The following is a 22,044-nucleotide window of genomic DNA, read 5'->3' as shown; positions in this document are numbered from 1 at the left end:
TTATTAGCCTACATTAATTAAATTACGTCTTGCAAGACATTGCGGGTATTTTTCCAAGCCCAAACACCAACAAGCACGACAACAATACTCATTCCTACCAGTACAAATCGCAAGCCCAAAGCATCAGTTAATGGCCCAGTAATCGCCAGAGGTAATGCCAAAGCGATGTTGACAGCATGATTTTGAAAGCCAAATACTTTACCGTGCATGGTAGGTGGTGTTTGCTGTTGAATTAAAGTTTGCATAGGGACACCAATTAAGGCAGCACCTACACCCAAAAATGCACAGAGTCCTAGCGCCAACAATAAGTTGTGCGTGAAAGTGAACACTCCTAAAACTAGTGCCATCATCAAAAATCCAATTAAAGGTAGAGGCTTGTGATGCAATTTATCACCCCAGTGACCTAAAATTGCCGCACCAAAGACCATACCTACCCCTGCTGCTGCCAAGAAAAAGCCAAACTGTTTTTCTTTAAGACCAAACTCCTCAGCTAATCGAATCGTCAGCACTGTTAAGGCTGCAAACACACAATATAAGGTTGTCAGTTGCAGCATAGCATTCAAGATCAAAGGGTTTTTCTTGAGATAGCGTAGGCTCTCAGTGAATTCAGCCCAAGGGTGATTTGATGTCTGATGTTCCCGCTGGGGTTTGTGTTCTTTAAACTTAATTGGCTGCATGATCGCAGCCGATAATATGTATAATCCACCAACTACAAGCTCTTGACCGTATTCTTCTCCCATCCAGCTTTTCGCCAAACTCAAAATTGGCTCTCCGATTGCAAAGCCAACAATTAATGCTCCCATCATCGTGCTGCTAAACAGCGCATTGGCTGCCAACAAATTCTCTCGCTTCACCAACAAGGGAATCGCTGCTTGTTCAGCTGGTGCAAAAAACTGCGTCACCGTGGAAATGGCAAAAGTCAGGATTAACAAAATCAGAAATTGTCGTGGCAATAAGGGAAGACATAGGGTCAATATGCCCCGCACAATATCTGAGCCGACCATAATCAGCTTTTTTGGCAAACGGTCAACAAAGATACCACCAGCAGAGCCGAACAAAATTGCTGGTATTGTAAACGACAGCATTAAGGTTGAGTACATCGAGTTTTGTGCCAACCCAGGAAGCGGTGAGTAGTTCTCCAGCAGGGCAATCATCAAAACAAAGAAGACCTTATCTGCTAATTGAGACACCAATTGCCCAATCCATAGGAGCATAAAACCACGGTTTTTTAGCAGTGCGCCAAAGCCGTTATTAACAGCAGCTGGTTCAGTTGGAAACATTTAGATACTTTTTTTGGGTAGATGGGGCATGGGGCATGGGGTATAGGGTATAGGGGATAGGGGATAGGGTATAGTTTTTCTTCACTGTCCCCTGTCACCTGTAACCTTTTCCCTTCATCACTCCTCACTCCTAACTCCTGTGTACTTACTCCATTGTCCGGATTAATTTGCTTCATAGCGTTTTAACAGCATAAGCAAAAATTCAGCTGCTGTCAGACGACCTTTGGGTGGAATAATCTCAATGGATGAATCTACCCAACAGCCTTGTACAGTTTGGGGAGATTTCCAAATGGACAAATGATCCACTGCTGGCTCTGCATAAAAGTTATTTTGCCCACAACCTAGCAAACATGAACTCCAATGAGTGAAATAATCATGACTCATCCGATGAATAGGGAAATTCCCCTGTAGTGGTACTCCCCATCCATCTATAGCAATAAACGCTTTGACACGACCACCCAAGAGTTGCCACAAATGTGCTGCCCCTATTGCCCCAACGACGCCAGCACTAAAGCTAATGAATATAATTGGTGATTTTAAAGAGTCGGTCAAGCGATCGCGCAAAAACTGCAAAATGTGCGATGCTGATAAAGCCAAGACATCTTTACCCGGATAAATTAGTATATTTGCGTAATTGGGTGCGATCGCGTAGCTCACCGCAGGTATCGCGCCATGAGAAACTAAATCTAACAATCCGACTCTAAAGCTTTCAGTTAACTCTGGCTCATGAATTCCAGGGCAAATAATTATATTCATCTTTAACATTACCGAAAACGCAGCTTTTGGGCATCTTAACCGCTTTCGCTATTCCCGCAACATAGCAGATGGCGCATTGGTTCAATTTTGCATACCCAATGCCCCACGTAAGTTTTATATATCACGACTTACGCAAAATACCTCTCAAATTCTTATTTCTCCGTATTCTCTGTGTCTCTGGGGTTCGATTTTCCGTTATCTGTGCGTAAGTTTTGTATGTCTTTTGATGTATTATCTTGATTTTCCCACCTATCCTATCCCCCTGGATGGGATAATAAGTTACAAGTAGGGAAAATGTGCAAACTATTCCCTAACTTTATATTTCTCTGCACTCTGGTTATATTGAGGAAGTAATTGTGGTTGCCACGCCGGAAAAAGTACAACACACCCACGAGCATCTATCAGGTAAAGACCGTGTAGCCGTACTGCTTATGGGCTACGGCGAAGTCGAAAGCTACGAAGATTTCGCCAACTATAACGAACAGGCTTTAAATCTACTGACAGCAAAGTTCGCACCAGTGCCAACCTGGATTTATCCACCTCTGGCAAAGCTTTTGGCGCTATTTGACCGCCATGAGTGGGGACACACACACCACGATTTTATCTCCCCACACAACGCCATCTTTGAACAGCAGCGGGCTGGCATTGAAAAGAATTTACAAGAAAAATGGGGCGATAAGGTTCAAGTTTTCAAAGCTTTCAACTTCTGCGCCCCTTTTCTACCCAATCAAGTCTTGGCAGAAATCAAAAACCAAGGCTTTGAGAAACTACTAATTTACCCACTGCTGGTTGTTGATTCTATCTTTACTAGTGGGATTGCGATCGAGCAAGTTAACAATGCTCTCGTTGAGTTGGCTGATGGTGAGGAACACTGGGTTAAAGCACAGCGTTACATTCCTTCTTTCTTCAACGAACCAGCTTATATCGATTTGATGGCTCATCTGGTTGAAGAGAAAATTGCCGAGTTAGCCGGAGCTTATCTCCCTTCTCAAATCGGTATTGTGTTAATGAATCACGGCTGTCCCCACAAAGCTAAAGGCTTTACTTCTGGGATTGCCGAAAGTGAAGCAATGTACGATTTAGTTCGGGATAAGTTGATTAACCGCTATCCGTTAATCTCGGTGGGTTGGCTGAATCATGACACACCCCTAATTGATTGGACGCAGCCAAATGCCGAGCAAGCTGCAAATAACCTGATTCAATTGGGTGCGAAAATAGTGATCTTTATGCCAATTGGCTTTGCCACAGAAAACCACGAAACTCTATTGGATGTACACCATATCATCCATGCTTTAGAGAAACAGCATCCTGGCACGAACTACGTGCAAATGGCTTGCGTCAACGATCGTCCAGAATTCTTGGCAATGGTGGCGCAATGGGCTGATGCTCATATAGTAGAGTTGTTGTCGGAGCAACCTTTGGCAGTGAATCCCCAATTAGCTGGGGATCACCATCATCACCACCATCATCATTAAGTTTTGAGTTTACGAGGGTGGGCAAAGCTAGACCCACCCTACAATTAATTTACGCCCCGCAGCTTGCGAGTGTTATCAACTAAACTCTGAGCAAATTGATCGAATCTTTGAGAGAGCTTCTCATCTACTAGTTTCCCTTCAGGACTGAATGCACCCCAAGCTTGTCCGATCGCAATTTGTTCAGGGATAGACCAACAATGCACCCATCTGGTAATTAACCGTAGTTCGTTTAGAGCGTTGCTATTAGACTGACCACCTAAAACACTAATAAATCCTGCTACTTTATCAGATAGTTGGTCAAAGCTCATTAAGTCCAGAGCATTTTTCAGGACACCACTAACACCGCCATGATACTCAGGTGTCGCTAAAATTAACCCATCGGACTGACTAACTGTTTCTTGCAACCGCTGAACATCTGGATACTCTGGATACTCCTTTGCGCCAGTGCAAAACGGTAGCTGCAACTGCCGTAAATCAAGAATTTCTACCTCTGCACCTATAGCTTCAACCCTTTGCGCTGCGACTTGTAAAGCAAGCTGGGTATAAGAGTTGGGTCTTAAACTACCACCAATGCCAATAATTTTCACCATAATTAACCCATAAACTATTAACTAGCTACTATCGATTTCTTAAAAAGCGGAATCGTTATGACTATGTTTATCTTAGCGATTTGTGCCGGAATGTGTCAAATTAATATCTACTGGAGATTGAGGACTGGAGAAGCAGGGGAGCAGGGGAGCAGGGGAGCAGAGGAGAGAGAAGTTGCAGTAAGTTTTTCCCCTCCGCCCCTCCGCCTTTTGTGCCCAATCCTCAGTCTTAACAACTGCATACTAGATAACGATCGCTCAACTTTATGTAATAGCCTGAAGAAACTTGGGAATGCTTTTGTGAGGAAGTTAGACTAGATAAGAAAAGTGTAATTTCCAGTTATTACAATTTTTGATAGAAGAATAGGCATAAAACCAGCGCTTAACTTGTGCCAGCAGACAAAGGGTAATTATTATGACAAATTCGGGAAAAAAAGCATTGATAAAAAGGCAGTCCTCAAAGCGCGTTGCTTGGGTTGGTGCGATTGCTGCTAGTTTGATTATGTTGCCAGGAATTTTCGGAAGTACTCCTGTCATGGCACAAAAGGCAGAAACCGCCTCACTAAATTATGGCGACTTGATCAAGAAAGTGAAGGCGGGAGAAGTCGAGAAAGTAGAGTTAGACGAAACTGAACAGCTAGCAAAGGTTTATCTCAAGGGGCAAAAAGATAATACACCACCGCAACAGGTGAGACTTTTGGCACAAAACACTGAGTTAATCAACATTCTCAAAGATAAGAATGTTGATTTTGGCGAAGTTTCCTCTGCGAACAGTCGAGCTGCTGTTGGGCTGTTGATCAATTTGATGTGGATTTTGCCACTGGGGGCTTTAATGCTATTGTTCCTCCGGCGCTCTACTAATGCTTCTAGCCAAGCGATGAATTTCGGCAAATCCAAAGCTCGCTTCCAAATGGAGGCAAAAACTGGAGTGAAATTTGAAGATGTCGCCGGGGTTGAAGAAGCTAAAGAAGAACTCGAAGAAGTTGTGACTTTCCTGAAACAGCCGGAAAGATTTACCGCTGTAGGCGCACGGATTCCCAAAGGAGTGCTGTTAATTGGCCCCCCTGGTACTGGTAAAACTTTACTAGCAAAAGCGATCGCAGGTGAAGCCGGTGTACCATTCTTCAGTATTTCCGGTTCAGAATTTGTAGAAATGTTCGTTGGCGTGGGTGCATCTCGCGTGCGCGACCTCTTCAAGAAAGCCAAAGATAATGCCCCTTGTCTAATATTTATCGATGAAATTGACGCAGTAGGTAGACAACGGGGTGCTGGTATCGGTGGTGGTAACGACGAGCGCGAACAAACCCTCAACCAACTGCTCACCGAAATGGATGGGTTTGAAGGTAACACAGGCATCATTATTATTGCTGCCACTAACCGCCCAGATGTTTTAGATACAGCCTTACTCAGACCGGGACGCTTTGACAGACAAGTGATGGTCGATCCACCCGATCTTAAAGGACGACTAGAAATTTTGAAAGTCCACGCGCGGAATAAGAAAATCGATCCTAGCGTATCATTAGAAGCGATCGCTCGCCGCACTCCTGGTTTTACTGGTGCAGACTTAGCTAACTTACTCAACGAAGCCGCCATTCTCACCGCTAGAAGACGGAAAGAAGCCGTCACCCTTTTAGAAATTGATGCTGCTGTAGACCGAGTTGTTGCAGGTATGGAAGGTACCGCCTTAGTAGACAGCAAGAGCAAGCGCTTGATTGCCTATCATGAAGTTGGACACGCTTTAGTAGGCACATTGCTCAAAGACCACGATCCTGTGCAGAAAGTTACATTGATTCCACGGGGACAAGCACTGGGATTAACTTGGTTTACTCCCAACGAAGAACAGGGGTTAATTTCGCGTTCTCAACTCAAATCCCGGATTACTGCTACTTTAGGTGGTCGCGCCGCCGAGGAAATCGTTTTTGGTAAGCCAGAAGTGACCACAGGTGCAAGCAATGATTTGCAACACGTTACAGGGATGGCGCGGCAGATGGTGACACGCTTCGGGATGTCAGAATTAGGCCCGTTGTCCTTAGAAAATCAGAGTGGAGAGGTATTTTTAGGACGTGACTGGATGAATAAATCAGACTATTCTGAAGAAATTGCTGCCAAAATTGATTCACAAGTGCGCGAAATTGTTAGCAATTCCTACATTAAGGCCAAAGAACTGTTGCAAGAAAACCGCGTAGTTTTGGAGCGTTTAGTAGATTTGCTAGCAGAACAGGAAACAATTGAAGGTGATGCATTCCGCAAAATTGTTGGGGATCATGTTCAGGTAGCCGATGAACAATTGGCTGTACCTCATTAAATATAAGAAAAAATTTAGAGGGGTAGCACTGCTACCTTTCTACAAGGCTTCTGGATAGCGCATCTTTAATTTCACTAGATATCTATTAAAGAATAGGCAAAAGCTAATAGTCTATCAACTTTAGACTAATGAAAATCCAAAGGTTAAGATTCCCAACTTATGAAAAAAGTTGGGAATTTTGTTGTGAAAAAAAATTACAATACTACCTCAGCCTTCCCAGAAAGTAGCACACATAAAGTCTTGTCACTGTAAAGCTTAGGCTATTGTATTATATATACCCAAACAATGTACTACAAGTAAACATAAACATCATGAAATATAGATTTTGGGCAAGTTATCTGCTTGCTGCTTTAGCATTTCTGCCCTTCGAGCCTGTAAGCATTACTCAGGTTTTGGCAACAGAGTCAGTTTACCAACTGGCACAAGCAAAATCTGCTTACACCCAATATATGCAGCTTGGTTATAACGAAACCAAACGAAGAAACTATAGAAAAGCTTTATTGAATTTTCAGCAAGCAGAGCGGCTACGTCCTGGAGATAGATATGCTACTTCTGCAATTAGAAATGTTACAAGTTACATTCAACGCGGTAGAAATCGGATCGCCTTTGTCCCAGGTAGACCTGGTAGGGTAAGGTCAGCAGGAACACGAGGAAGTTGCTTTCAAACTGGACAATATCTTATTCCCTTGACACCAACAGATAAAGAAGCTCAACGAACCACATCAGAACGTCCCACATTCTTTTTCTACGTTCCTCAAACCTCGACAACAGTGCAAGCACTAGAATTTGTTTTGCGGGATGGTGATAGCATTGACCCATTATATAAGGGAACTTTCAAACCTGTTGGGCAAAATGGTATTGTTAGTGTAAATTTACCTGCCGAGCAGCCATCTCTACAAATCGGCAAAGAATATAATTGGACTTTTTCGATGATTTGTGATATTAATAACCGCGATAAAGATTCGTATGTAGAAGGTACAATTGTGCGATCGCAAGATGAAAACCTATCTCTTCAGTTAAACCAACCAAATACAGACTTAGATCGTGCAGTTTTATTCGCCACAGCCGGATTTTGGGAAGATGCTCTGAGAACTTTAGCTAATTTACGTCGCCAGCGTCCTAACGATCCTGAAGTTCAAAAATATTGGGAAGATTTGTTAAATTCAGTAGACATTAAAGAAGTTGTAAGTAAACCTTTATTGCCCTGTTGTACTGCTCAGAAATAAATTAATAATTACTTAAAAACCTGGTTTTGATAAAGAAGCCGGGTTTTTTACCCTTCAATGTAAGATTAAGCGATGTCTACGACGGGCTACGCCTACGCAAATACTTATGGGACGGACGGTATCAATTCTCGCTAATTACTGCTGTAAGTCAAGCTGGTAGAGAGAACAGGAAGTGCGATCGCCTGATTTTCTACGGACACCAACACTCTTCAAACGCTGGCGTATCCAAAATAATAATATTGTACATAGTTTCCTAATTTGGTATTTATGTGTCATTCCGCAAAACCCTAAATGGCTGATTATTGCTTTCCCATTTACGAATGTCCAAGTAGAGTTGTGTCTGGTGAAAGAAAATTTCTTCATAAGCAAGCCGCAAACTACGCTCAAGACTGTTCGGTTCAACATCAGCAGCTTTGTTAGAGCCAAGTGCTTTGCGTAAACCAAGCGACAGAATTTCCACCAAATGATGACCACAGCAAATTTGCCAAGGATCGTGGTTATTGCTTTTCTGACTCTTTAGCCGTTCTTGCAGATTTTTCTCGTTCAAAGAGAAAGCTTGGGATTTCTTCTTAATCTCCTGAATCAGCTTGAGTTCATCAATTTGCAGAGTTTGCTCATGAATGAACTTGCTAAATGTAATACCCTCAAAGGTTAGGTTTAATCCGTCACATTTAGAGATCCAAAGCAAATAACCTACCGACATCCCATTTTTAAGTAATACTGATTTTATGTCTCGATTAAACTGAGCAATTTTCTCTTCAGAACCAAACTCAGCGATTACTTTGTTAAATGCTGGTGAGTTAATCAGCATAGTTTCAAGGTCATGGCTATCGGTACGAAGCAGATTAGGACTGGTGTATAACAAAGCTTCAAGGCGCTCAAAATCTGCATCAACAATCGCTAAAACTCCGTGAAAATTTGATTGTTCCAAAATTTTTAAAATTTCAATAGCACGCTGTTTTCCTGATGTTTCGACTAACTCACAAACTAATTGGTCAACAAACCGCTTATAAAAAGTTTTGTCAGAACTCCCTTCCACTAATAAAAAAGTTCCATTATATGTGCTTCGTCGTAATCGAATTTGGTTAGCAACACGGTCAACTGTAAGAAAATCTCTCACTTGTGTGGCCCTTTCAGCTCAACCGTCAAATCCCAACGGTCTTGAATTATATCTGGCGAATGAGTAGCCATTAGTATATTTAAATCTGCAAGCTGGGTAATGTCTTGTAAGTCTTTTAAAAACTGAACTTGCCAACCTACATGAAGAGATAATTCCGGCTCATCAATTAAAACTAGAGAGTTAGGTTTAACTTTAAATAGTAGTTCATAGAGAAGAACTAACTCATGTTGCTCTCCAGATGATAAATCTGTTGGCAAAAGAGTTTTTGAATTAGATAATGAGGAACCATAACTTGTTGTGACAACGAATCCCTTTTCTTTACTAAAGTTGATCTCTTTGTAAGAATAGGCAAACTTATTATTAATAATTTTCCTTAATAAATCAATTTTAGTTGCTATTTCAGCAAAAACACTCAGCTTCTTTCCCACATCTTCAACATATACCGATAAAGCATTTTTAGTACTTTCATCTATATCTTGAGGCTGAATTTGAAATTCTGCATCTTCATCTTTATCCAAAAGACCTACTTCTATGAGACGAGAGCGAGTCGCTTCAAGTTCGTATAGTTGATGACGAAGTTGTTCATCTGTTAAATCTGTGGATGGCTGTTGCTTAACTACTCTAACTGGAAAAGTTCTGTCAAGAGATTGAGATGTTGTACCGTATTCCTTAAATTTATCTTGCATCAGTTTAGCAAGTTCATCAGAATAGGCAGATACAGTTGACAACATTGAAGGTGTTTCAACAGACCGTCTGGAAGAACGGTTAGGAACAACATTAAGCAACCGTTGTGATTCAATGAGGCGAATATGAATATTGTCTTTCAATTTTTCTAGCCAATCAGGTTCTTCTTTTAACTTCAATTTTGAAGAAGAGAAACTATCATAAACCTCTACAGAGTCTTCTAAAGAAAGAGTTTTTTCAGTAGAATAACCCCTAAATATTAGAGGATATATTTGTTCTCTTATACTATCATCTGAACCATAACTAATAAAAACTTCTCTATCAGGTTGCTTTAAAGCAAAATAAGCTGGTTTTGAATCATGATTATAAAAGTTGAAACCAATATTATTCGTTTCTGAGTCTTCTGCATTATCAGAATTTTTGATTATTTCAACACTAGTAGTATCATCAAATTCAACTCTAAAATTTCTAAACGGGATAGCTCTCAATTCTGCGTATCGAGAGTTAAAAAAACTATTCAAAATTCTTAATATGGCTGTTTTACCAAAACCATTTGGGCCATGAATAATGGTGATTCGTTCATCCATGTTCAATGGAATCACATGGTCAAAGATTCCAAATAAGCCACTGACGGAAATTTGCTTAATTCGCATAGTCATCTAGTCCTATAGCCATTGGCTTCATGGCTTTAATTCTAACTTCTATCTTTCTCTGGAAAGCACAGGAAACACAGAGTAACATTCTTTTGTGTCCTCTTTCTTAGAAAGTTCTGGTTGTCAGTTGGCTTTTAGGCGTTACCGAATGGTACTCGGCACACCCTGCGGCATCTTGCTAGAGATTTTCCCCTGTATAACTAAGTTGTTGAGGCTAAAATCATAATAGTTGAGCCAGTTACAACAGCGATCGCACAATCAGGCATCATTTACCTCTAAACTGAGTTCAGCAATCTCCCAAGCTTTTTGGTACAGTATTCTAGAAAATCCATATCACGAGAATAGGCGATCGCAATTTGCAATTGCCAGTGTATTACTCAGAATCAAGAATGCAGTTGCTATGATCAAACGCCTGCTTGTGGTAGAATCTCCGGGAAAAGTCAAAAAACTCAGTCAAATTCTGGGTTCGGATTGGAAAGTTCTCGCTAGTTGTGGTCACATCCGAGAACTCAGCAATGAAGGGGACGATTCCTTGGGCTTTGTCATGGATGGCAATAATGTCAGATGCAACTATATCCCGCGTGACCAACGAGCGAAAGAAACAATCCAGAAACTCAAGTCTGCGGTAAGGCAGGTTGATGAAGTTGTTTTAGCAACTGACCCAGACCGGGAAGGTGAGACAATCGCTTGGCATCTCAAAGAAACGCTGGGTTTAAGGGAACCGAAACGAGTAATTTATACTGAGATTACAGCATCGGCGGTGCAGAGTGCGATCGCTAATCCCAGAAAGCTAGACCAAAACTTAATTGGTGCTGGGCTGTGCCGAGATTGCCTAGATAAGTTGGTAGGTTATAAAGGTAGTCCGTTAGTTTGGGCATTGAATAACGGCGCTAAGAGTGTTGGCAGAGTCCAAAGCGCGACGTTGCACCTAATTTGTCAGCGAGAAAACGAAATTCTGGCTTTTGTCCCCCAAGATTACTGGAGTGTCTGGGTAGATTATGCTGAAGGATTCCGTGCTTTTTACAAAGGGACGGTTGATTCTGCAAAAGATACAGCAGACCAAGAAAATGAAACTAACGATGACGCAAAGGTAGGTAATAGTCCAGAAACACCGGAGTCTAAGCGCGTTCTTTCCGAAGCAGAGGCAACACGTTTAGTTGAAGAAGCACAGCGACATCCTCATCAGGTAATTCATTTTGAAGGAAAAATCGTTAACCGCCAGCCACCTCCACCATTTACAACTTCCAGCCTTCAGCAAGCAGCCGGTTCAAAGCTGAGGTTTGCTCCCGACAAAACCATGATTGTGGCCCAAAAGCTTTATGAGGCAGGGCTGATTACATATATGCGAACAGACTCAGTAATGCTGAGTCCAGAATTTTGTGCCAGCGCTCGCAAATGGTTAGAGCAAAATGATCCGCCAAATGTACCGTCGCAAGTCGCCAAGCATCGCAGTAGCAAATCGGCTCAAGAAGCACATGAAGCGATTCGTCCAACTGATGTGTTTCGTCCCTCAGTTCAGTTGCGTTTAGAACTTCCTGATGATGAGTTTAATTTGTATGTGATGATTTGGAAACGATCAATTGCTTCTCAATGTAAAGCTGCCCAATTGCGTAAAACTTTGGTGATTACTCAATCTGGTTCCCTACTGTGGTCAGCAAGAGGGCAAGTAATTGAATTTTACGGTTATGCTCGGTACTGGAACAATCTCAGCAAGGATAGTGTTTTACCTTCATTACAACAGGGACAAGCATTGAAGCTAGAGAATGCTGGCCATGAAAAGAAGCAAACGCAGCCACCACCGCGTTATAGCGAACCCAAATTGGTACAACTGATGGAACGTAAAGGAATTGGTCGCCCAAGTACTTATGCTCCTACTGTTGCTACCTTAAAAAAACGAAATTATGTCGAGTTGAAAAAAGACCATCTGCAACCGACAGCGTTAGGGTTAGAAGTTGATGCGTTTTTGCTCAAAGCACTGCCGGATTTACTAGAGGCGGAATTCACAGCGAAAATGGAAGATGCCCTTGATGCCATTTCCGAAGGAAAGAATTCTTGGCAGCATTATTTAACTAGTTGGAATCAGAATTATTTTGTACCAGCGCTCTCCAAAGCTAAAACTGTAATTCCAAGTTCTTCAATAGTAAAAGCTAATGTGATAACTGAGCGCAAATATGAAACTTCCAGGACGCGATGCCCTGAATGCAAAAATTTCCTCGCCAAAATTCCGAGCAGTAAGGTCAAAAAGAAATATTTCCTCAAATGCACAAAAGGCTGTGAAAATGTCGTGCTATTTTGGAGCGACTTTAACAAAACTTGGCAGCCACCACAAACTAAAGCAGTCCAAGCTGAGAATCAACAAAAGCCTCCCGTCAAGATGACAGCATATCCCTGCCCGGTATGTAAAAAACCTCTAGAAGAGTACAGTTATATCAAAGAGGGACAGAGTAAGAAAATGTTGCGATGTTCTGATTCACAATCCCGTAAGGATACTAAACATAAAGATGTGGCTTATTTCAGTACGCCAAAAGGGTGGTGGAGTCCTAAGTTTGGGGAGTTAGGAGTTAAAAGTTAGGAGTTTTGAATTAATAACTCCTCACTTATCACTCCTAACTCCTAACTTGATTTAGTTTACCCGCAAGTTCTGCGATGTTCGCCTGCTCGTAGTGTTCAAAAGGTTGGTGAATCCAGGGGTTGTCAGGTAGATAATCAACATAATAATTGGGTGCTATAACTGAACAAGCTTTATACCAAAGAACGGCAGTGCGAATTTCCTCAATGGGAAAATCAATATTTTGCTTGAGCCAAGGTATAGTCTGTTGGAGTGTGATCCCAGAATCTACTAAGTCATCCACTAGGAGAATTCGCGAACCTAACTTTTCGGCAGTCATTGTCAAGTGACGAGAGAAAACTAAATTACTTCTTTCTTGCTTGCCACTGCCACTGTAAGATGAGGTTGCTAAAATTGCCAGTGGTTGCTGGTATATACGGGAGAGAATATCTCCAACTCGTAGTCCTCCTCTGGCAAGACAGATAATCTGGTTAAATTCCCAACCGCACTCATAAATCTGAATAGCCAGTTGTTCAATTTTTTGGTGATAATCTGACCAAGAAACATAAAGGTCTGGCATAAGTCTAACGGGAGTGGTAGATGGCTAGTATTGAAGGCGATGTCTACGACGGGCTATTGGGCGTCGCAGATTTTTTATTTTAGTATGAGTGCAAAGTTTTATGAATGATTCTGCTGCTGATGGCGGTGCTAAACGAGATATTCTCAGTGAAAAACTCGACTTAAAAACAAAGCTGGCTTACGGTGCAGGAGATTTAGGGCCAGCAATCACCGCAAATATCTCCGTCTTTTTTCTACTGGTTTTCTTCACGAATGTTGCTGGTATTCCTGCGGGTTTAGCGGGCAGTATTTTGATGATTGGCAAAATCTGGGATGGCATAAACGATCCGTTTGTCGGGTTCTTGACTGATAAAACGAAATCTCGTCGTTGGGGGCGTCGTCTTCCTTGGATGTTTTATGGAGCAATCCCCTTTGGAATTTTCTTTTTCTTGCAGTGGATTGTACCGCAATTTAGTGCAAATCAGAGTGATAATATTTGGCCATTATTTTGGTATTACGTAGTTATTGGGGTGATATCTCAGGCGTTTTACACGGTTGTGAATTTGCCTTATACAGCAATGACTCCAGAACTGACTCAAGATTACGACGAACGCACCAGCCTTAACAGCTATCGCTTTACATTTTCTATTGGTGGCAGCATTTTATCGTTGATTTTAACGCAAATTGTTTTTTCGCTGATCGCCGATCGCAAACAACAATATCTGGTTTTAGCAGCAGTTTCTACTGTAATTTCGATTTTAGGATTATATTGGTGCGTTTTTGGAGTCCGCGATCGCATCTTAGCTTTTGAGGCTAAACGCAGCCAAACCGAGGAACCTGCATCTCTCCCTTTCTTTGAACAGCTAAAAATTGTCTTTAGTAACCGACCTTTTTTATTTGTTATTGGTATATATCTTTGTTCTTGGCTAGGTGTGCAGGTAACAGCCAGCATTATTCCTTATTTTGTAGTCAATTGTATGGGACTCAAAGAATCAGATGTGCCCACAGTGATGATTGCAGTCCAAGGAACTGCTCTGTTAATGCTATTTGTCTGGGGAGCGTTGAGTAAAAAAATCGGCAAAAAAGTTGTTTATTTTCTGGGAATGAGTTTGTGGATTATAGCAGCAGCCGGACTATTTTTCTTACAGCCTGGTCAAATAGTTTTGATGTATGTAATGGCTGTGATGGCAGGTATTGGTGTATCCACAGCTTATCTAATTCCCTGGTCAATGATTCCAGATGTAATTGAATTAGATGAACTGCAAACCGGACAACGCAGAGAAGGCATTTTTTATGGCTTCATGGTTTTGCTGCAAAAATTTGGTTTAGCTTTGGGACTATTTTTGGTAGGAAATGCTTTGCAAGTAGCCGGTTTCAAAGAATCTGTAGCCGGAAGTCCGCTACCCATCCAACCGGAATCAGCACTGTTTGCTATTCGCGTTGCCGTTGGCCCCATACCGACAGTTTGTTTGATTTTTGGCTTAGTTTTAACGTATTTTTACCCAATTACCCGCGAGATGCACGCTGAAATTATGCTGAAACTCAAAGAAAGGCAAGAGATGAGGGGGAGTTAAGGGGGCAGGGGAGCAGGGGAAGCAGGGGAAGCAAGAAAAGTGATTTGTATCAATAATTTCGTGAAATGGTATTAAAGGTTACTGGGTTTGAGAAAATTCCATACCTTTACCCTTTACCCTTTACCCTTTACCCTTTACCCTTTACCCCACAATGCCAAAAAGTCTATAGATCAAAAATAAATAAAGGCACAACGGCTTAAAAAGAATTTCTTTCCAAAAGGGGTAGGCTAAAAAATAAATTATTAGTACACTAATGTTTAGTTTAACTAATATTGCGCTTATCTAATTAGAATCAATCGCAACCAACCATTTTGCGGAAGATGCGATGTCTAAAGACAAGCTAGTATGTGTCTGTGCTTCCCCTTTCCCCCAGATTGTTGATATGCGCTGTTTAGCTCCTGTTCAGACGATAAAGCCTTCGTCTTTGGCTGCTGAAACTGTTCCTCGTTTTCAGAGCATTATTCAAAGAGGGCGGTTTTCGCTACTTATATTAACTCTAGCCTACTTGTGTAGTGCCTGTAATGCTTCCGAAGCCCAATCAAGTGGCAAAGAAGCAGGAAAAAAACGAGCTGTGCCAGTGGTGATTGCTACTGCGACTCAAAAAACGATTCCAATACAGCTATCGGCGACGGGAACGGTGGAAGCATATTCTACGGTATCTGTCAAGTCTCAAGTGGGTGGTCAACTTACTGGTATCTATTTTCAGCAAGGACAGAACGTTAAAAAAGGAGACTTGTTATTTAAAATTGATTCTCGTCCTTTACAAGCTGCGCTGATGCAAGCTAATGCCGCCAAAGCGAAAGATTTAGCCCAGGTGAAACAGGCACAGGCAAATGTCCTCAAAGCGATCGCTCAAGTGAACCAGGCAAAAGCGAATGTAGTCAAGGATAAAGCCCAGGCAACAAATGCAGATGCACAAGCGCAACGTTATAGTAGTTTGCTCAAGCAAGGGGCAATCAGTAAAGAACAGGCCGAACAGTATCAAACCAGTGCTGATGCTCAACAGGCGACGGTGAACGCAGATCGAGGCGGTGTGGCAAATGCTCAAGCAGCAGTGGCAGCAGCCCAAGCAGATGTCCAAAATGCTCAGGCAGTAGTAGCATCAGATGAAGCTGCGATCGACAATGCCAAAGTTCAGCTTTCTTATAGTTCTATTTACTCGCCAATTGCCGGACGCACAGGTAGCTTAAAGCTAAATCAAGGCAACTTGGTACAGGCGAATGCCACCGATCCGCTAATTACAATCAGCCAAATTCGCCCGATTTACGTCAACTTTTCGATTCCCCAGCGATTGCTGCCAGATATCAAAAAATACAGTGCGAATAACGGCAAGTTAGAAGTCGATGCTTTACCTCCTAAAGATGCAGGGCATCCAGTACGGGGCGAACTAACTTTTGTTGATAGTGGAGTCAATACCCAAACAGGCACAATTCAACTTAAGGGTACTTTTGCCAATGCTGATGAACGCCTGTTTCCGGGGCAGTTTGTCAATGTAGTACTCAAACTAAGCGAAGAACCAAATGCCATTACTGTTCCTTCTCAGGCAGTACAAAGTGGACAAAAGGGGCAGTTTGTGTATGTAGTTAAACCTGACAAAACAGCAGAAATGCGTTTAATTACCGTCGGCGACACCGTTGGGAATGAAACGGTAATTAAGCAAGGCTTGAAACCTGGCGAGCAAGTAGTTACTGATGGACAATTCAACCTCGTGCCTGGTGCCACAGTCCAAGTGAAACCGGAAGTGGGGAGCAGAGGGGCGGGGGGGCAGGGGGAGAAAGGTAAACTCCTAACTCCTCACTCCTAACTCCTCACTCCTAACTCTTTACTCAGCACTCATCCAAGGGAACGCGATGAACATTTCCGAGCTATTTATCCGGCGTCCAATCATGACGACTCTAGTTATGGTTGGCATTTTGATATTTGGGCTGATCGCTTACCAACAGCTACCCGTTAGCGACTTACCCAATGTAGATTATCCAACACTCCAGGTAACAGCTAATCTGCCCGGAGCTAGTCCTGAAACGATGGCTGCCTCAGTCGCAACTCCCTTAGAGCAGCAGTTTTCTAGCATCGCGGGATTGAGTTCGATGAACTCTACCAGTTCTTTGGGTACTACACAACTGACGCTGCAATTTGACCTAAATCGGGATATCGACGGCGCAGCCCAGGATGTACAGTCTGCTATTTCTAAGGGAGCGAAGCAGTTACCGACTAATATGCCTAATCCGCCATCTTACCGAAAGGTAAATCCGGCGGATCAGCCAGTTCTTTATATATCACTCAATTCGTCCATTCTGCCTCTATCAACTGTAGACAAATACGCTGAGACATTGCTGGCACAACGCCTGTCAATGGTAGATGGGGTGGCGCAAGTGCAGGTTTTTGGTTCTCAAAAGTATGCAGTACGAATTCAGCTTGACCCCGAATCGCTTAGTGCTAAAGGGATAGGAATTGATGAAGTAGCTGATGCGATCGCTAACGGAAATGTCAATCTACCTACTGGGACACTTTACGGTAAGCAGCAGAATTCTACCATCCAAGCAAACGGTCAACTCAACGATGCCGCCAGCTATCGCTCCCTAAATGTGGCTTATCAAAACGGCGCACCAGTGCAGTTAGGTGAACTAGGTCAAGTTCTGGACAGTGTGGAAAATGATAAGATTGCGAGTTGGTATTTTCCTGTCAAGAAGGAAAGTCGGGGAGCAGGGGAGCAGGGGAGCAGGGGAGCAGGGGAGAAGTCGCAATCTAAAGTTCAAAATTCTGGCGTGCGGGCGATCGTTTTGGCAATTCAGCGCCAACCGGGAACTAATACTGTTCAAGTCGTGGATGCAATCAAGAAACTGTTACCCACCTTTCGGACACAGATTCCGGCGGCTGTGAATATGGATATTCTCTACGATCGCTCTCAGTCAATTCGCGAGTCGGTGGATGATGTACAATTCACCCTGTTGCTCACCATTGCTCTGGTGGTGCTGGTAATCTTTCTGTTTCTCCGCAATATCTCTGCAACAGTCATTCCCAGTTTGGCAGTGCCGCTTTCGATAGTAGCGACTTTTGGAGTCATGGTGTTGCTGGGCTTCTCCCTCGATAACCTATCACTGATGGCATTAACCCTTTCAGTAGGTTTCGTGGTTGATGATGCTGTAGTCATGCTGGAGAATATTGTCCGCCACATGGAAATGGGTGAAAGCCGCATGGAAGCAGCCCTAAATGGTTCTAAGGAAATTGGTTTCACAATTTTATCTATGACCATTTCTTTAGTAGCAGTATTTATCCCGATACTGTTCATGGAAGGTATTCTGGGGCGATTATTCCGCGAGTTTGCTGTTACTATTAGCGTTGCAATCTTGGTATCTGGCGTAATTTCCCTCAGCTTAACGCCAATGCTGTGTTCCAGATTCTTGAGTCCACCTCATCATGAGGAAGAGAGTGAGGGAGTAGGGGAGCAGGGGAGCAGGGGGGCAGAGGAGCAGGGGAGCGTGGGAGCATGGGAACAGATGAGTATAGAAGAAATTCTTAATTCTCAGTCTCCAGTCTCTAATTCCTTATTGCCAGAGGAGGCTCCACCTTCCCCAGCCCCTAGTCTCCAGTCCCGAATCAAAAATTTCAACCATCGTCTCTACAATTTTTCAGAAAACATTTTTAATGTGATATTGGGGGGATACGATTGGAGTTTGAAGAAATCGCTCAAGTATCACCGCACAACGATGGTGATTTCGGGAGCGATTCTTGTAGCGACAGTGTATTTATTTATCATTGTGCCGAAAGGGTTTGTTCCCAACGCAGATGTCGGACAAATTACGGCAACTACTCAGGCATCAGAAGATATATCCTTTGATGAGATGGTAAAACATCAACAGGCTGTTGCTGCGATCGCTTATCGCGATCCGAATGTCGATTCTATCAACTCTAGTGTTGGGGCTGGCGGGCCCAATGCTTCTGCTAACGCTGGCAGACTTTTAATCGAACTCAAGCCTCGCCATGAGCGCCATCTCAGTGCTGATGAAGTTGTGCAGGAACTCCGACCAAAATTGTCAGTTGTGCCGGGAATCAAGGTTTTCTTGCAAAATCCCCCAGCCATCAATGTCGGTGGACAACAGACAAAAGCGCAGTATCAATTTACTCTGCAAACTCCCAATATTCAAGAACTTTACCAGTATGCTCCAGCTTTAGAAGAGAAATTGCGATCGCTCTCAGATTTACAAGATGTTAACAGCGATTTGCAAATCAAGAATCCCCAAGTCAAAGTAGACATCAACCGTAACCAAGCTTCGGCTCTAGGTTTGACTGCCAATCAGATCGAAACTGCTCTGAGTAATGCTTATGGTACTCGCCAAGTTTCTACCATCTACGCCCCCGATAGCCAGTACCAAGTAATTATGGGCGTGGAACCAAAATATCAACAAAATGCCAATGCTTTAGATTTACTCTCAGTTCGCGCCCCTAGTGGACAACTTGTACCTCTTAATGCAGTCGCAACCTTGAGCAAAGATGTGGGGCCGCTAACTATCAACCACAAAGGGCAACTAGCATCTGTCACCTTCTCCTTTAACCTCAAACCAGGAGTTTCACTCGGTAACGTCACTGGCAAAATTGAGGAATTGGCCCGTCAAACCCTGCCACCTACTATTAGTACAGGTTTCCAAGGTTCAGCGCAGGCATTTCAATCTTCAATTCAGGGTTTAGGATTGCTATTGCTAGTGGCTATCTTGGTGATTTATATCGTGTTGGGGATTCTCTACGAGAACTTCATTCACCCACTGACAATTCTTTCTAGCCTACCCTCGGCTGGATTTGGGGCAATACTGACCCTGTTGCTGTTTCAAGTTGACTTGAATATTTACGCCTTCGTCGGCATTATTCTACTAGTTGGGATTGTGAAGAAAAATGGGATCATGATGGTTGACTTTGCGATTATTGCCCGTCAAAACGGTAAAACGCCCTATGAAGCTATCTATGAAGCCTGCTTGGTGAGATTCCGTCCAATTATGATGACGACAATGGCAGCACTTATGGGTACACTACCCATTGCCCTTGGTTTAGGAGCCGGAGCAGATACACGCCGTCCCCTTGGTTTAGCAGTAGTTGGGGGATTAGTGTTCTCGCAGTTTCTCACACTTTATTTGACGCCCGTTTTCTACACCTACATGGAGTCTTGGCAAACCAAGCTGAAAAAACGCAGCTGGCGCAAACAGCCAATTTGAAACTCCCCCGACTGAACAAATAACGCTTGGTTCATTTGTTCAGTCGTGTTTCAACGATTCATTCTGGGAAAAATAGGATTTTTTTATTAAGCCTTTATTAAATATTTGCTTAACTGTCTTAATTGTCTTATCTGTCCTTGCATTTCCATTATAAAAGTCAGAATATAACATCAAGTATTCCGGCATCAATAAAAACCGAAACAAAAGTGTGATTATGAAGAATACAATTATTAAGTTAGTAGCTGTAGCTACTCTCGTGTTCTCTCTTGTCTTTTCGTGGGCGGCAACCCCTGCTTTTGCTTTTAATTTCAGCAGTTTGAATACGCTGATGGCAATAAATAGTGATGAAACTGTAGATAATACGATTTACAAAGTTGTAGTGAATCATGAGGAGCAGTATTCAATATGGCCAGCTGAGCGAGAGAATCCCCTTGGTTGGCGGGATGCTGGCAAAACTGGCTCAAAAATAGAATGTCTGGCTTACATCGAAGAAGTTTGGACTGATATGAGACCACTTAGCCTTCGCAAGAAAATGGAAGAAGCTGCTCGCAACCAGTTTTAGGGCATTTCCTAGCTAGTTCTATCCTCACAACCCATTTACAAACTAACAAAAGCTCCCTACGAGTTAATTCTAAAAGTGTAGGGAGCTTTTGATATAGGCAGAAGTTGCTACAGACTGCGCAAAACACCGAAACGTGAAGGCAGAAGTTCTTACAGGGAAGGCGGAAGCTGCTACAGACTGCGCGAAACACCGAAACGTGAAGGCAGAAGTTGCTACAGACTGCGCAAAACACCGAAACGTGAAGGCAGAAGTTCTTACAGGGAAGACGGAAGCTTCTACAGACTGCGCAAAACACTGAAACGTGAAGGCAGAAGTTCTTACAGGGAAGACGGAAGCTTCTACAGACTGCGCAAAACACTGAAACGTGAAGGCAGAAGTTAATTTTAACTTGCTTAACTTTACTATGATTGCGATCGCCTGGGTTGGGTACTTGGTGCGATCGCGAGGATCAAAAAAGTCGGGGAGCTTCTTTGTCACAATTGATTTAAGATTGCGATATCAGTTTTGCTTTGAGGAATAAAACCATGACTCAAGCCTTACGCAAACTAGTTACATTCGATGAATTTGTTGCTCAATACCCAGACAACCCACAACGACATTATGAACTCCATGATGGAGTAGTTGTTGAGATGGCACAACCAACAGGCGACCATGAAGAAGTTACAGGATTTTTGGTCAGAAAACTGAGTGTAGAATTTGACCGCTTAAATCTTGCCTATCTCATCCCAAAAACAGTATTCGTCAAACCACTTGAAAACGAATCAGCTTATTCACCAGATGTCCTTATACTAAATCAGCCTAATTTAATAAATGAACCTTTATGGAAAAAAGTATCGACTGTAAGCCAAGCTGCATCCATTCCTTTAGTGGTAGAGGTAGTGAGTACTAATTGGCGTGATGATTACCACAAAAAATATGCTGACTATGAACAAATGGGAATTCCTGAATACTGGATTGTAGACTATGCCGCATTGGGTGGTAGGGAATTCATTGGCAAGCCAAAACAACCTACTATCTTAATTTGCTGTTTGGAAGAAGGTGAGTATCTAATTAATAAATTTCGAGGTAATGACCGTATCCAATCACCAACTTTCCCAGAATTGAATTTAACCGCAGAACAAATTTTTTGCGCTGGTGCGGTCAGCTAAATTCAAAGTGTCTATAAAATTAGGCGTTGCTGAATCAAGGGATGATTTTTGTAGGGTGGGCGACACGAGAGCCCTGAAATACAAGGGACGGGCAAGATGCCATTGGTGTCAACTTAACGTGAAAGCAAGTCTAGAACTAGCTTTTAGATTGCCTCGTTCCCAGTCTCCGACTGGGAATGCTCGTCCTTGAGGCTCCGCCTCTCTTGCTGGCGGCAGAGCCGCCAGGAGTAGCATTTCCAGCCAGAGGCTAGAAACGAGGTTTTAAAGGAGTTTCAGCTTAAGTTGACACCAATGGCAAGATGCCCATCCCACAAAACTAGCAAAATCATCCCGCAAATATGCAACGCCTAAAATTACATTAGAA

At 42.8% G+C, this 22,044-nt stretch carries 16 protein-coding genes; 10 read left to right on the top strand and 6 right to left on the bottom strand.

All coding sequences use genetic code 11. From position 1 onward, the window contains the following. Positions 1-17: 17 nt before the first annotated feature. Positions 18-1,280 (bottom strand): MFS transporter, encoded by a 1,263-nt coding sequence (locus ACM0OX_RS10765; RefSeq protein WP_414514870.1) that lies wholly within the window; start codon positions 1,278-1,280, stop codon positions 18-20. 162 nt (positions 1,281-1,442) lie between these two features. Continuing rightward, complete coding sequence (locus ACM0OX_RS10760) at positions 1,443-2,036, bottom strand: hypothetical protein (protein ID WP_414514869.1); 594 nt, start codon at positions 2,034-2,036, stop codon at positions 1,443-1,445. A 356-nt stretch (positions 2,037-2,392) separates the two neighbouring features. Between ACM0OX_RS10760 and ACM0OX_RS10755 the strand changes: the two genes are divergently transcribed. Continuing rightward, the gene (locus tag ACM0OX_RS10755; protein ID WP_414514868.1) at positions 2,393-3,511 is read left to right on the top strand and encodes a ferrochelatase; all 1,119 of its coding nucleotides are present in this window, start codon (positions 2,393-2,395) and stop codon (positions 3,509-3,511) included. Between the two features lie 44 nt (positions 3,512-3,555). Here ACM0OX_RS10755 and ACM0OX_RS10750 read toward each other — a convergent pair whose 3' ends face one another. After that, a complete protein-coding gene (locus tag ACM0OX_RS10750; protein WP_414514867.1) occupies positions 3,556-4,101 on the bottom strand; it encodes an NADPH-dependent FMN reductase in 546 nt (181 codons plus the stop codon). A 57-nt stretch (positions 4,102-4,158) separates the two neighbouring features. Between ACM0OX_RS10750 and ACM0OX_RS10745 the strand changes: the two genes are divergently transcribed. The 3 genes from ACM0OX_RS10745 (at position 4,159) to ACM0OX_RS10735 (ending at position 7,629) form a co-directional block, all read left to right on the top strand. Then, positions 4,159-4,416 (top strand): hypothetical protein, encoded by a 258-nt coding sequence (locus tag ACM0OX_RS10745; protein WP_414514866.1) that lies wholly within the window; start codon positions 4,159-4,161, stop codon positions 4,414-4,416. A 97-nt stretch (positions 4,417-4,513) separates the two neighbouring features. Further along, positions 4,514-6,403 (top strand): ATP-dependent zinc metalloprotease FtsH, encoded by a 1,890-nt coding sequence (ftsH, locus tag ACM0OX_RS10740; RefSeq protein WP_414514865.1) that lies wholly within the window; start codon positions 4,514-4,516, stop codon positions 6,401-6,403. A gap of 311 nt (positions 6,404-6,714) precedes the next feature. After that, positions 6,715-7,629 (top strand): DUF928 domain-containing protein, encoded by a 915-nt coding sequence (locus tag ACM0OX_RS10735; protein ID WP_414514864.1) that lies wholly within the window; start codon positions 6,715-6,717, stop codon positions 7,627-7,629. A gap of 265 nt (positions 7,630-7,894) precedes the next feature. Here ACM0OX_RS10735 and ACM0OX_RS10730 read toward each other — a convergent pair whose 3' ends face one another. After that, positions 7,895-8,749, bottom strand: coding sequence for a DUF4435 domain-containing protein (locus tag ACM0OX_RS10730; protein WP_414514863.1), 855 nt, complete (start codon positions 8,747-8,749; stop codon positions 7,895-7,897). Next, positions 8,746-10,086: an AAA family ATPase gene (locus ACM0OX_RS10725; protein ID WP_414514862.1), complete on the bottom strand. Its 1,341-nt coding sequence runs from the start codon at positions 10,084-10,086 to the stop codon at positions 8,746-8,748. Before ACM0OX_RS10725 ends, ACM0OX_RS10730 begins: the two co-directional genes overlap by 4 nt. A gap of 400 nt (positions 10,087-10,486) precedes the next feature. Here ACM0OX_RS10725 and topA point away from each other — a divergent pair, with 400 nt between their 5' ends. Continuing rightward, a complete protein-coding gene (gene topA, locus ACM0OX_RS10720; RefSeq protein WP_414514886.1) occupies positions 10,487-12,658 on the top strand; it encodes a type I DNA topoisomerase in 2,172 nt (723 codons plus the stop codon). 34 nt (positions 12,659-12,692) lie between these two features. Here the strand turns inward: topA and ACM0OX_RS10715 are convergent, their stop codons facing one another. Next, positions 12,693-13,214, bottom strand: coding sequence for a phosphoribosyltransferase (locus ACM0OX_RS10715; RefSeq protein ID WP_414514861.1), 522 nt, complete (start codon positions 13,212-13,214; stop codon positions 12,693-12,695). A gap of 100 nt (positions 13,215-13,314) precedes the next feature. Here ACM0OX_RS10715 and ACM0OX_RS10710 point away from each other — a divergent pair, with 100 nt between their 5' ends. The 5 genes from ACM0OX_RS10710 (at position 13,315) to ACM0OX_RS10690 (ending at position 21,680) form a co-directional block, all read left to right on the top strand. After that, entirely contained in the window at positions 13,315-14,766 is a 1,452-nt protein-coding gene (locus ACM0OX_RS10710) for an MFS transporter (protein WP_414514860.1), read from the top strand. 325 nt (positions 14,767-15,091) lie between these two features. Further along, positions 15,092-16,570, top strand: a complete 1,479-nt coding sequence (locus tag ACM0OX_RS10705; protein WP_414514859.1) for an efflux RND transporter periplasmic adaptor subunit — start codon at positions 15,092-15,094, stop codon at positions 16,568-16,570. 46 nt (positions 16,571-16,616) lie between these two features. Further along, complete coding sequence (locus tag ACM0OX_RS10700; RefSeq protein ID WP_414514858.1) at positions 16,617-19,970, top strand: efflux RND transporter permease subunit; 3,354 nt, start codon at positions 16,617-16,619, stop codon at positions 19,968-19,970. Positions 19,971-20,298: 328 nt separating this feature from the next. Next, complete coding sequence (locus tag ACM0OX_RS10695) at positions 20,299-20,532, top strand: MbtH family protein (protein ID WP_414514885.1); 234 nt, start codon at positions 20,299-20,301, stop codon at positions 20,530-20,532. 524 nt (positions 20,533-21,056) lie between these two features. Further along, a complete protein-coding gene (locus ACM0OX_RS10690; RefSeq protein ID WP_414514857.1) occupies positions 21,057-21,680 on the top strand; it encodes a Uma2 family endonuclease in 624 nt (207 codons plus the stop codon). The last annotated feature ends 364 nt before the right edge of the window (positions 21,681-22,044 follow it).

Source organism: Nostoc sp. PCC 9305, assembly GCF_963920915.1.
In the GTDB taxonomy this organism is placed as follows: Bacteria; Cyanobacteriota; Cyanobacteriia; order Cyanobacteriales; family Nostocaceae; genus Nostoc.
Note: the sequence above shows the minus strand (reverse complement) of the source record. Positions and strands in the feature narration are given on the sequence as shown.

What these genes read in the sequence shown, in the direction of transcription:
- ACM0OX_RS10765 (WP_414514870.1), bottom strand. Translation starts at nt 1,280, where the DNA reads ATGTTTCCAACTGAACCAGCTGCTGTTAATAACGGCTTTGGCGCACTG.
- ACM0OX_RS10760 (WP_414514869.1), bottom strand. Translation starts at nt 2,036, where the DNA reads ATGAATATAATTATTTGCCCTGGAATTCATGAGCCAGAGTTAACTGAA.
- ACM0OX_RS10750 (WP_414514867.1), bottom strand. Translation starts at nt 4,101, where the DNA reads ATGGTGAAAATTATTGGCATTGGTGGTAGTTTAAGACCCAACTCTTAT.
- ACM0OX_RS10745 (WP_414514866.1), top strand. Translation starts at nt 4,159, where the DNA reads ATGACTATGTTTATCTTAGCGATTTGTGCCGGAATGTGTCAAATTAAT.
- ftsH (WP_414514865.1), top strand. Translation starts at nt 4,514, where the DNA reads ATGACAAATTCGGGAAAAAAAGCATTGATAAAAAGGCAGTCCTCAAAG.
- ACM0OX_RS10735 (WP_414514864.1), top strand. Translation starts at nt 6,715, where the DNA reads ATGAAATATAGATTTTGGGCAAGTTATCTGCTTGCTGCTTTAGCATTT.
- ACM0OX_RS10725 (WP_414514862.1), bottom strand. Translation starts at nt 10,086, where the DNA reads ATGCGAATTAAGCAAATTTCCGTCAGTGGCTTATTTGGAATCTTTGAC.
- topA (WP_414514886.1), top strand. Translation starts at nt 10,487, where the DNA reads ATGATCAAACGCCTGCTTGTGGTAGAATCTCCGGGAAAAGTCAAAAAA.
- ACM0OX_RS10715 (WP_414514861.1), bottom strand. Translation starts at nt 13,214, where the DNA reads ATGCCAGACCTTTATGTTTCTTGGTCAGATTATCACCAAAAAATTGAA.
- ACM0OX_RS10710 (WP_414514860.1), top strand. Translation starts at nt 13,315, where the DNA reads ATGAATGATTCTGCTGCTGATGGCGGTGCTAAACGAGATATTCTCAGT.
- ACM0OX_RS10705 (WP_414514859.1), top strand. Translation starts at nt 15,092, where the DNA reads ATGTCTAAAGACAAGCTAGTATGTGTCTGTGCTTCCCCTTTCCCCCAG.
- ACM0OX_RS10700 (WP_414514858.1), top strand. Translation starts at nt 16,617, where the DNA reads ATGAACATTTCCGAGCTATTTATCCGGCGTCCAATCATGACGACTCTA.
- ACM0OX_RS10695 (WP_414514885.1), top strand. Translation starts at nt 20,299, where the DNA reads ATGGCAATAAATAGTGATGAAACTGTAGATAATACGATTTACAAAGTT.
- ACM0OX_RS10690 (WP_414514857.1), top strand. Translation starts at nt 21,057, where the DNA reads ATGACTCAAGCCTTACGCAAACTAGTTACATTCGATGAATTTGTTGCT.